This window comes from Serratia sp. CY27727 (assembly GCF_052169275.1).
In the GTDB taxonomy this organism is placed as follows: Bacteria; Pseudomonadota; Gammaproteobacteria; order Enterobacterales; family Enterobacteriaceae; genus Serratia; species Serratia sarumanii.
The window spans coordinates 330,831-342,891 of record NZ_JBJNLB010000004.1 but is presented as its reverse complement, the minus strand read 5'-3'; the positions used below and the strand labels follow the sequence as shown (position 1 = coordinate 342,891).

Annotated in this window: 1 protein-coding gene; it reads left to right on the top strand. The window is 66.7% G+C overall.

The window, feature by feature from the left end:
• Positions 1–11,868: filamentous haemagglutinin family protein (locus tag ACJ8HB_RS14090; RefSeq protein ID WP_442520185.1), on the top strand; the 11,868-nt coding region annotated here is incomplete at its 5' end.
• Positions 11,869–12,061 lie beyond the last annotated feature (193 nt).

Here is a 12,061-nt window from a genome sequence, read left to right as displayed (position 1 = left end):
GTCAACGATCCGAGCGCCCGGCCGAGCCAGATCCAGGGCCAGATCAAGGCCGACGGCACGGTGATGGTGGTCAACCGCAACGGTGTGGTGTTCAGCGGCAGCAGTCAGGTCAACGTGCGCAATTTGGCGGCGGCGGCGGCCAATATCAGCGATGAGCAATTCAGTCAACGCGGGCTGTATTACGACAACACAGGCAGCCGCCCGACATTCACCGATGCGGCGGGCGCGGTGCGGGTGGAACAGGGAGCACAGTTGACTACGGCGCCTTCGGCCAGCTCGACCCAGGGGGGCGGATACGTGCTGCTCCTCGGTGGCGAGGTGGAGAACGCCGGGCAGATCGTCACACCCAAGGGCCAGACCACTTTGGCCGCCGGCGATAGTTTTGTCATTCGCCGCGGGCAGGGTACCGACGGCAACGTGATGTCGACCACGCGCGGCAACGAGGTGCTGCCGGGCTTCGCCGCCGACAGCAGTGCCGGCCGGGTGCGCAACAGCGGCCTGGTGCAGGCCGCCACCGGCGATATCAGCCTCAGCGGCCGCGAGGTGGAGCAGGCCGGCGTATTGCTTTCCAGCAGTTCGGTGGACAGTCGCGGCACCCTGCACCTGAAGGCCAGCGAGCGGATCACCCTGGCCGAAGGTGCCACCAGCGCGATTCTGGTGGACAGCAGCGGCAGCGCCGCCCTCGATAGCCAGCGCGAGGCCTTGCTCAAGCCGCTGAACGGCTCCAGTGCCGCCGTCAGCCGGGGCGACGACGACCGCCGCGACCTGTCACGGGTAGAGATCGACTCCGCCGGCAGCGTCGATTTCCAGGGCGGCTCCATCACCCTCGCCAGCGGTGGTCAGGTGGCGGTCAACGCTGGCCAGCGCGCGCAGCTGCGTGACGGCGCGGTGATCGATGTCTCCGGCGCGCAAGGCGTGCAAGTGGCGATGGAGACCAACAGCATCAAGGTCAACGTGCGCGGAAACGAGCAGCGCGACGCCTCGGTCAACCGCGAGGGCGGCGGTCTGAACAGCCAAGACGTGTGGGTCGACGTGCGCGACCTGGTACGGGTGCCTGCCGGCACCAACGGCTATGCCAGCGACCGCTGGTACACCGCCGGCGGCCTGCTGGAACTGGGCGGTTACCTTGGCACGCGCAACCATTCGGCAGGCGAGTGGATGGCCCAGGGCGGCATCGTCAGTTTCACCGGCAACGACGTGGTGACCCAGGCCGGTTCGCAGATCAACCTGTCCGGCGGTACCCTCGATGTGCAGGGCGGCTACATCCGCCAGACCTGGCTGAAGGGCTCGGACGGACGCCTTTACGAACTCGGGTCGGCGCCGGGCGACCTGCTCTACGACGGCATCTACCGCGGTTACGAGGCACACAGCGAGCGCTGGGACCAGACCCGTTATTTCTACAATCCGCTGATCGCGCCGACCCAGCGCTACGAGAACGGCTACATCGTCGGCCGTGACGCCGGCAGTCTGGTGATCGGCAGCGCCAATGCGCGGCTCGACGGCCTGGTAGTTGGCGATACCTATCGCGGCGAGCGGCAGAGCGAAGCGCCACAGGCCGGTCTGGACGGCTACAACCAGTCGCAGAATGCCGTGGCGCGCGGCGCGCAGTTGGTCGTCGGACGCTACACCCCCTACTACGTGAAGAGCAGCGGCCTGCTGGAGTACGCTCTCGGCGCCGATGCCGGCAGCCTCAAGCAGGTGGTCATCGGTGCCGGCGAGGCGGCGGCCGAAGAGCTGACCCTGGACGCTCCGGTGGCCACTGAGCGCCAGGGCCGCCTGAGCCTGGACAGCGAACTGCTCAACGGCTTCCAGCTGGGCGGCCTGAAGGTGGCGGCCGGCGAGAGCATCCGCGTCGACGGCGCGCTGACCTTGGCCAATGGCGGCGAAGCGATCCTGTTCGCCAATGACGTGGCGATCGACGCCGACATCACCGCCCGTGGCGGCAGCCTGCAGGCCGGCAACGTACTGGCGCAGATTTCCCCGAACGGGACGAACGATGGGGTCGTCGATGCCGGCCGCGAAGCCGGCATCCTGCGCGTGGGCGATGGCGTACGACTGGATGCCAGCGGCTTGTGGAGCAACCTGCTGCTGGCGCCGGAGGTCAACGATACGTTGGCCTACCGCGACGGCGGACGGATTTCCCTGCGCAGCGGCGGCGACCTGAGCCTGGGGCAGGGCAGTTTGCTCGATGTGTCGTCCGGGGCAGCAATGCTGGCCGATGGCAAGCGACTGGGCGGCCGTGGTGGGGATATCGCCTTGCATGCCAGTGCCGGTCCGGCGCTGGCTGGAGACGGCCAACTGCAGTTGGGCGGTACATTGAGCGGTCTCGGCGTGAGCGGCGCCGGCACGCTGTCGCTGCAGAGCGGCAAGGTGCGGATCGGCGGCGACGATCTCGGAGATGGCAGCCTGCAACTGGCCGAAGATTTCTTCCAGCAGGGCTTCGCCAACTACCGGGTGGTCGGTCGCTCCGGATTGACGATAGCCGAGGATGCCCAGGTGCGGGTCACGCGACCGGTCTACCGTGTCGCCGCCGGGGCCGGCGAGGTCGCGGCTGGCGAGGCGCCGCGAGAGGCGCTGGAGGCCTGGACGCCGCCGCTGTACCTGGAGGATGTCTTGGCCGGACGCTTGATACAACGCGAAGGGGCGGATCTGTACCTGCAGGCAGGCGGCGACGGCAATATCCTCGAGCAACTCGATCCCGCCAGCCAGACGCTGGAGCTGGGGCATGGTTCGCTGGTTGAGGTCGATCCGGGGCGCGCCATCGTCCTGCGCGGTTCCGGACAGATCACCTTGGATGGCACTCTGAACGCTTGGGGCGGACGCATCGACGTGCGCCAGCAGCAGTTCGGCCAGATCGATGTCGCCGAAAGCTTCCAGAGCGCCCAGGCGCAGGCTCACGCACGTTCCATCTGGATCGGCGAACAGGCCGTGCTGGATGTTGCGGGGCGCGCTACGACGGCGCTCGACTGGCGCGGACGGACTTATGGAGAGGTGCAGTCCGGCGGCAGCATTGTCATCGGCGGTGAGATCGACCCGACCAGGGCGACCGCAACCTCGGCGGATGCCTTTGTCATCGTTCGCCCCGGCGCGCGCCTGGAGGCCTCTGGCAGCCAGGCGCTGCTGGATGTACCCGGCCAGGGAAGGATCCTGGTGGCTGGTGACGGTGGACGCATTGCCCTCAGTTCCTATAACGGATTGTTCCTCGATGGTGCGTTGCGCGCTGCAGCTGGCGGTCATGGGGCGGCGGGCGGCAGCCTGGAATTGGCGCTGGAGTCGCCGCTGTATCGCGTCAGCGAGTTGCAGGGCGCTGGAGTGCTGGCGTGGCGCGAACTGCAGGTGGCGCAACAGATGGAGGAGCCGCTGGGCAGCGAGTTATCGCCGGGGCAGGCGGATACTGCGCTGCGCTATGGCCAGGGGCGGCTGGCGGTCGAACAGGTCGAGGCGGGAGGTTTCGATCGACTGTCCTTGCTGAGCAACGGCGGTATCAGTTTTGCAGGTGATGTGAGCTTGGCGCTGGGGCAGAGTCTCAACCTGTACAGCGGCTCCCTATCCTTGGCCGTGGGAGCGGCAGATGACACTGCGGTGAGCCTGAGGGCGCCCTATGTGCATCTTTCCGGGCTCGGAAATTATTACGCCGTCAGCGGCATGCGACGACCGCAAATCCTGCATTCGCAATTGCCAGAGGCGGCTGTCTCCCGGGCGCGACTGCAGATCGCTGCCAGCGGACTACTGGAGCAGGCCGGCAGTCTGTCCCTCGGTATGCGTGGCGATATCCCGGGCCAGTCCGAGTATTACCAGCGACTGGGGTTCGAGCAGGCGATCCTGAGCAGCCAGGGTGATCTGCGTTTCTTGGGGGCCGTGTCGGACGGGGACTCGCGCGGACGATTGTGGACGCGTGGTGGTCTGGAACTGCTGGCGGCGCAACTTTATCCCAGCAGCGGGGTGGTCGCAGAAGTCCGTGCCGGGGTCGTCAGCGATCCCGGTCGGTCTGAACGTTTTGACGAAGCCTATGGCCTGCGGATCGGCAGGACGACGTCGACCTCGTCGGCTATGCCTTACTCCGTCTTTGGTGCTCTCGAATTGTTTGCCTCCGATGTGCAGCAGGGCGGTGTGATCCGCGCGCCGCTGGGCCGCATCGAACTGGGCAATGGCCTCAGCGGCGCCGAGAGCTGGCAGGTCGAGTTGCTGCCCGGCAGTCTAACCTCTGTCAGCGGTACCGGCCTGGTGATGCCCTATGGCGGTACCACCGACGGAGTCAGCTATCGCTACGACGGCAAGGATATCGGTCTGGCCGGCGCCGGTGGCGTTTCGGGTACCGGGCTGACCACCGGTATCACGTTGAATGGCCAGCGGGTGAAGGTTGACGATGGTGCGCGCCTGGATCTGTCCGGCGGTGGCGAACTGACTGGCGCCGGCTTTATCTCAGGTCGCGGCGGTTCTACCGACGCCCGCTTCCATCCGCTGGTGCAGATAGATGCCGAGGGGCGCTTCCACCTGCCGGAGTTGGGCGACAATCCGGTCTACGCCATCCTTCCCGGGGTGCAGCCCGGCTATGCGCCGCAGGGCGGCGAGGCCGGGGCGGTGGCGCCGCTGGCCGGCCAGCAGGTCACCCTGACCCTGGGCGTCCCCGGATTGCCGGCCGGTACCTACACCCTGTTGCCTTCCACCTATGCCCTGTTGCCCGGTGCCTTCCGCGTCGAACTCAACGGCCGTGGGACGCCGGTCGCGACCCAGGCCCTGCGCAATGGCTCCTGGTCCAGTGCCGGTTATCTGTCCGTAGGCGGAACCGCGATTCGCGATAGCCTGGCCAGCCAGGTGATCCTGTCTTCGGCCGATACTCTGCGACGATACTCGCAGTACAACGAAACCAGCTATGCCGATTTCGTCCGTGCAGACGCCGCACGCCTGGGTGTGCCGCGCGCCATGTTGCCGGCGGACGCCCGTGCGCTGCTGCTCAACCTGGCTAGGAGTGAGGACGCGCAGGTCGGTTTTCACTTCGCTGGCGAAGCCTCGTTCAAGGCGGCGAAGGACGGCTATGGCGGCTCGCTGATCCTCAGTAACCTGAATGGCTACGAGGTGCTGGCCGCCGGTACCCAACCGACCTCCGGCTTCAACGGTGCCTCGGTGTACGCCGACGATCTCGTTGCCCTGGACGCCAGCCGCCTGGTGATTGGCGGCATGCCGGCGGTGCAGTACGGCCAGACCGGCAATCTGGTCAATTTCACCGGTCCCAACGGAGCGGTCGCGGTGCGCTCCGGAGCCCGCCTGTCCGCCGCCGAGGTGTTGCTGCTCGGTAATGTTGAAGTCGAGGCGGGCGCCGCCATCGATACCCGCGGGCGTGGAGAGGGCGCCTTCGATTCCAGTGATGGCTATGTCTACCAGTCTGGCGACCGTGGTCTGTTGGCGCTGTCCAACGGCTGGCTGAATTTCCTCGCGCCGGCCGCTGGCAATACCGCCCAGATCAGCATCGGCGAATGCACGCTCAGCGTTTGCGCGCCGGTGGAACTTTATTCGGAAGGCACCCTGGGAATCGCCACCAACGGTTCGGTGCAACTCGACGACAACGTTCGTTATGGCACGCGCAATCTAAGCCTGGCGCTAAGTGCGATCAATATCGGCTCCAGCCAGTCGCTGGCCGACGCGGCCGCTCGTGGCGTGTTGCCGAACGGCCTGGTGCTGGATCAGACGGTGCTCCAGCGCCTGCTGCGCGGCGAGCGCGGGGCGGGTATTCCGGCCCTGGAAAATCTGATCCTCAGCGCCCGCGACGCGGTGAACATGTACGGTAGTGTCAGCCTCGACACCTACGACCCGGCCACCGGCAAATCCAGCCTGGCCAACCTGGTGCTGGGCACGCCGGCCATCTACGGCCATGGCACCGGCGAGGATGTCGCCAGCATTCGCACCGCTAGCCTGGTCTGGAGCGGCTCCAGCCAGCCGGCTGCGGCACCGGTCGCCGGCGGCGCCGGTAGCGGCAGCGGAACCCTGCGGGTGGACGCCGAGCGCATCACCCTAGGCTACGGCGCGAATACCCAGCCGACCGGCGAGACCGACGAGGCGCGCCTGGCGCTGGGCTTCGCCGAGGTGCAACTGAACGCCAGCGAGCGGATCAGCGCCAACCACAAGGGCAGCTTGCGGGTCTACCAGCGCCTGGACGGCTATGTCGCCGGCGAAGGCTTGCACTACAGCGGCGGCGACCTGCGCCTGAGCACGCCGTTGCTGACCGGCGAGGCCGGTTCGCTGAGTCGGATCAGCAGTGGCGGTAGCCTCAGCCTGGCGGCACCGGCGGGCGCTGCCGCGGTGACCTTCGACAGCGGCACCGCCGGGCTTGGTGCCGAGTTGTCCCTGAGCGCCCGCGAGATCCGCCTGGATAGCGCGGTCTCGCTACCCAGCGGCAAGCTGAGCCTGAGCGCCGAAGACGACCTGGAGCTGGGCGATGGCGCGCGCATCGACCTGGCCGGACGCAAGGCCAGCTTCAACGATGTGGATAAATACAGTTGGGGTGGCGACCTGCTGCTGAGCAGTCGCGCCGGCGACATCCGCCAGGCTGCCGGTTCGCTGATCGACCTGTCGGCGCGTAACAACCGCGGCGGTACCCTGAGCGCCGTGGCGTTGGCCGAGGACGCCGGGGTTGTGGACCTGCAGGGCCGCATACTGGGTAGCGCCAGCGGCGACTACGATGCCGGCGGCACCCGCGTGCCGTTCCTCGGTGGCGAGCTGGAAATCCGCGCCCAGCGCCTGGGCGACGGCGTCAGCCTGAGCGAGCAGTTCACCGCCTTGAACCAGCGCCTGAACCAGGGCGAGGTCTTCGGCGCGCGGCGCTTCCAGCTCAAGCAAGGCGACCTGCAGATCGGCGACGGCCTGAAGGCGCATCGCATCGAGGTGTCCCTCGACAATGGCCAGCTCGGCGTGAGCGGCACGGTGGACGCCAGCGGCGCACAGGTCGGCGAGATCCGTCTGGCCGGCGGCCGCGGCCTGAGCCTGGGCGGCAACGCGCTGCTGGATGCGCATGGGAGCCTGCTGCGGCGCGACAGCTACGGGCAGATCATCGACAGCCCGAACCGGGCGATGGTCGAGCTGAGTTCCGGCAGCGGCACCTTGGTCCTGGCCGGCAGCGCGCGCATCGACCTGCGCCATGGCACCGCGGCGCCAGCGGAACAGGCCGATGGCGTCGCCCGTGGCACGTTGGAGTTGCACGCGCCACGCGTGGGCGAGGTCAGCGCCGGCGACATCGCCATCGATGCCAGCGGCGCGCTGGACATCCGCGGCGCCGGCAGCATCACCCTGAACGCGGTGCAGCGTTACGACGGTGCGCCCTGGGGCAACGATCCGGCGGCCGGCGGGCGGCCCTACCAGGTGATCGACCAGGCTTACCTCGATGCGCGGCATGCCGAGAGCAGCGCGTTCATCGCCGCGGCGCTGGCCAACCGCGAGTTGCTCGACGGCAAGCTGGCCGGACTGACCAATGCCACCTACGCGGATGCTTTCCACCTGCGTCCAGGGGTGGAGATCGTCAGCGCAACGGCGGACGGCGACTTGGTGGTGCAGGGCGATCTCGATCTGTCCGGCTACCGCTACGCCAGCCTCAATCCGAACACGCCGCTGACCGAGGTCTACGGTTCCGGCGAGGTCGGCGCGCTGGTGCTGCGCGCCGGCGGTGACCTGAACCTCTACGGCAGTATCAACGACGGCTTCGCGCCGCCGCCGGACTCGCCGGACGACAAGGGCTGGATCCTCACCCCGGGAGTGCAGCCGTTCGGTGGCGACCTGGTGGTTCCCGGTCCGGGCGTGGTGCTCGGCGACGGTACCGCGTTCCTCGGCGGCCGTACCCTCAACTACGACCTGCCGATCAAGGGCACCACCCTGGCCGCCGGCACCCGTCTGGCCACCGAGGCGGTACTCGAACAGCCCTATACCCTGGCCGTCGGCAGCGTGCTGGTAGCGGACATCCACGATGCCGCTGGCAACCTGCTGTACGCCGCGGGCAGCCTGCTGCGCGACGGGGTGACGCTGGAGGCCGGCAGCCGGCTGGGTGCCGGTACCCTGCTGGCGGCACCGGCCAGCGTGCAGGCGATGACCTGGCCGGCTGGGGTACCGTTGCCGAGCGTCGAGGCTTCCGGCAATACACTGCTGCTCAATGGCGAACTGCCCCTGGCACGGGGCGCGCTGATTCCTTCGCAGACCGACGTGGTGCTGAGCGGCGATGCGTCCTCCATCGAACTGCGCCCCAGCGACGGAACACGTCAGGGGCGCAACTGGGCGCTGGCCGAGATGTTGCCGGCCGGCAGCCAGTCCTGGTCCCTGCGTCTGGTCGCCGGTGCCGATCTGTCGGCTGCCGACAATCGGTTGGTGCGGCCGGATTCCACGGCGAGCTTGAACCTGGCCGATGCGCATTATCAGGTCAGGATCGCAGAAGGGGCTGGCGGCGGCCAGGTCTGGAGCGATCGCATCGGCGAGATGGGCATGGGGTTGGAGCCGGGAACGCCGGTCGATGAAGACAATGCCTGGATTTGTTCCATCGATGCCGGCTATTGCGTATCTACGCCCAAGGCCACCTGGGCGCCTGGGAACTGGCTAGGTATGCCGGAAGGTGTGGCAGTAACCGACGAGGAGTTTGCAGGCATCTGCCAGTTCTTCCCCGACCAATGCATCATCAACTCGACGACCAAGCTGGAGCCGCAGAACCAGTTGTTCAGCGTCCTGCGCACTGGCACCGGTGACCTCGATCTGGCCAGCGCCGGCAACCTGACACAGTGGTCGCCGTATGGCGTCTATACCGCGGGAACGCAGGCCGTCGATGTCGGGGCGCCGTTCAATCAGCCGCGCGGCCAGTTCGACGGAACGCTGTTGGGTAGCAATGGCGCGGACTACGAGTCGCTGGCGGCAGGCCAATACCAGGCCTGGTATCCGCAATACGGCGGCAACCTGAATGTCAGTGTGGGGGGCGACCTGGCGGGTGATGTCTGGGCAAGCAGTCTGAACAACGCCATGAGTCTGACGCGTTCCAGCGCGTCGGTCGGCAATTGGCTATGGCGCCAGGGCAATGACGATACACCCGTCGCTTGGTGGGTTAATTTCGGTAGCTATGCAATGGTAGCGGATGCCGAACTTCCGGCCCTGCTCGGTTTCACTGGTTTTGGCACCCTGGGCGGTGGCGATGTCAGCATGCGGGTCGGGGGGGCCGCTGGCAACCTTGTGCCGCGGGGAACCGACAGCCTGCCGGCGATTAGTGAGAAAGCCTTCCGTAGCCAGGGGTTAATTGTCGCGGTGGGGAGCAACGGACGGGTCGAGCGCGATGGCACCCTGACGCTTGGCGGCGGCGGTGATATGGACATCCGCGTCGGTGGGACGCTCAATCCCGACTTGCAGGCTCGGGTCATTTCCGTCGGCGACAAGAGCGGCAGCAGCCGGCTTGATCTGCAGGGTGTGCTGGTCAACCTGCGCGGCACGGCGCAGTTTAGCAGCGGCGCTATCGGTGGCGTCGGTCCTTTATATGACATGTTCGCCGGACAACGGGACCCGACGGACACCCGCCCGTACGATGCCTTTACCGCCACGCGCAGCAACGCGTCCGGCGGTCTGGTAGTGATCCCCGGTGACGCCACCTTGCGCCTGGATACTCGCGGCGACCTGGTGCTCGGTGGGAGCGGCGACCCAGGACGGGTCAACCTGCCCAACAGCTCTGTTTTCTCGACTCAAGAGGGTATTCAGTACGCTGGCGGTGGGGTCAGCTGGTTTAGCCTGTGGAGCGAGCATACCGCCATTGACCTGTTTGCCGCCGGCGGTAACCTGACGCCGAGCACTCAAGTCGCGGAGTATGCCGTCAATAGCGGGTTGAACACCTCACCCAGCGATGGGCGTTTCATTTATCCAGCGATTCTGCGTGCTGCCGCTCCGACAGGGAGTATCTACCTGGGGCCATCGAGCAGTGTGCTGCAATCGGACCATTTGCTGAATACCGCCACATCGTTGCTGCTGGCGCCGTCGCTCAATGGCGAGCTGGCGTTGCTAGCCGGCGAGTCCATCTATGCGGGAGGCTACTCGGTGCAGCGCTCGGGCGCCGATCCGGCCAGTCTCCCATCGATCTGGTCGCCGGCTTTCGCCGGCTATGCGGACGCCGGTTTCGTCGACCGGGTAGCTGGCAACGGTAGTCCAGACGGCAACCCGGCGCTGGTAGAGGGGCTACCGTTGTTCTACTTCGGCGCTGACAGCGCAGCGGCCCTGGTGCGCAACCTACAGCCGGTACGTTTCTATGCGTTGAGTGGGGACATCGTCGGGCTCAACAGTGGTGCGCTGATTCGCTTCAGCGACCAGGCGGGCGGGCGCGCCGGACAAATCTGGTATGAGGGCGCTGGTCCGGTGTGGATGCGCGCCGGACGCGATATCGTCGCTTCCGGCACTCCGTTGGGAAGGACGGCCAGCCAGATCGATATGACGACCTCTTTCACCGGCAACCTCTTCGTCCATGACAACCCCAACGACCTCTCTTTGGTCCAGGCCGGCCGCGACATCCTCTACAGCAACTTCAACGTCGCCGGCCCCGGTACCCTGGATATCAGCGCCGGGCGCAACATCCTCATGGAGGACCGCGCGGCGATCACCAGTCTCGGCGCGGTGGTGCCGGGCGACAGCCGGCCGGGTGCCGATATCGTGCTCCAGGCCGGCGCGGCGGGTGCCGACTACCAGGCCTTCCTCGAGCGCTACCTGGATCCGGCCAACCTAGCGCAGGCCGGCACCCCGCTGGCCGAGCAGCCGGGCAAGGTGGTCAGGACCTACGAAAGGGAGTTGGCCAAGTGGTTGGACGAGCGCTTCGGCTTCGCCGGCGACGCGGAACAAGCCCAGGCGTTTTTCGCCGGCCTGTCCGCCGAGCAGCAGCGGATCTTCGCCCGCCAGGTGTACTTCGCCGAACTCAGGGCCGGCGGCCGCGAGTACAACGAGGTCGGCGGCGTGCGTCAGGGGAGTTACCTGCGCGGGCGCAACGTCATCGCCGCGCTGTTCCCGGAGAGTGATCCGGCAGGTAACTCGATCAGTTATGAGGGTGACATCATTATGTACGGCGCTGCCGGCGTACACACTGATTTTGGCGGTGATATCCAGTTGCTCACCCCAGGCGGGCGGCAGGTATTCGGCATCGAAGGTGAGGCGCCGCCGTCCACCGCAGGCATCGTCACCCAGGGCCAGGGCGATATCCAGACCTACTCGCGGGGCAGTATCCTGCTCGGCCAAAGCCGTATCATGACCACTTTCGGCGGCGGCATTCTGGCCTGGTCTGCAGAAGGCGACATCAACGCTGGCCGCGGCGCCCAGACTACCGTGGTGTACACTCCACCGCGGCGTATTTACGACGGCTGGGGCAACGTGACGTTGTCGCCGCAGGTGCCGAGCACCGGCGCGGGCATCGCCACGTTGAATCCGATTCCTGAGGTGGCGCCGGGCGACATCGACCTGATCGCGCCGCTCGGCACCATCGATGCCGGCGAGGCGGGCATTCGGGTCTCCGGCAACGTCAACGTGGCGGCGCTGCAGGTGGTCAACGCGGCGAACATCCAGACCCAGGGCCAGAGCAGTGGTATCCCTATGACGGCGGCGGTGAACGTCGGGGCGCTGACCTCGGCCAGCCAGGCGGCGGGCAGCGCGGTGCAGGCAGCGGAGCAGGTATCGCGCCAGGCGAAGCGCAATCAGCCTTCGACGATCAGCGTGGAGATCCTCGGCTACGGCGATGAACGTCTGGAGGCGGGAGGCAGCGCGACGGCTACGCCGGTGGCCGGCTACCGCTATGACAGCCAAGTACAGGTATTGGGTGCCGGGCCGCTAAGTCCGCAATCGCGCGAGCAACTGACCCCCGAGGAACGTAATCGATTATCGCTGTAATATGACGACCTACCCGCCGCGGATACCGCGGCGGGTTCTATCCTCTGTCACCGTTCCCCCCCTGCATAACCTGCGCATATTTCGTTTCTATGACGATGGTGCCTTTTTTGTGATTTTTTTTCGTTATTTTCTGCATGTTGGCCGGTAAATCCCGAATTTTGTGAAGTTTTGGTGACAACCGTTCGGTCTACGC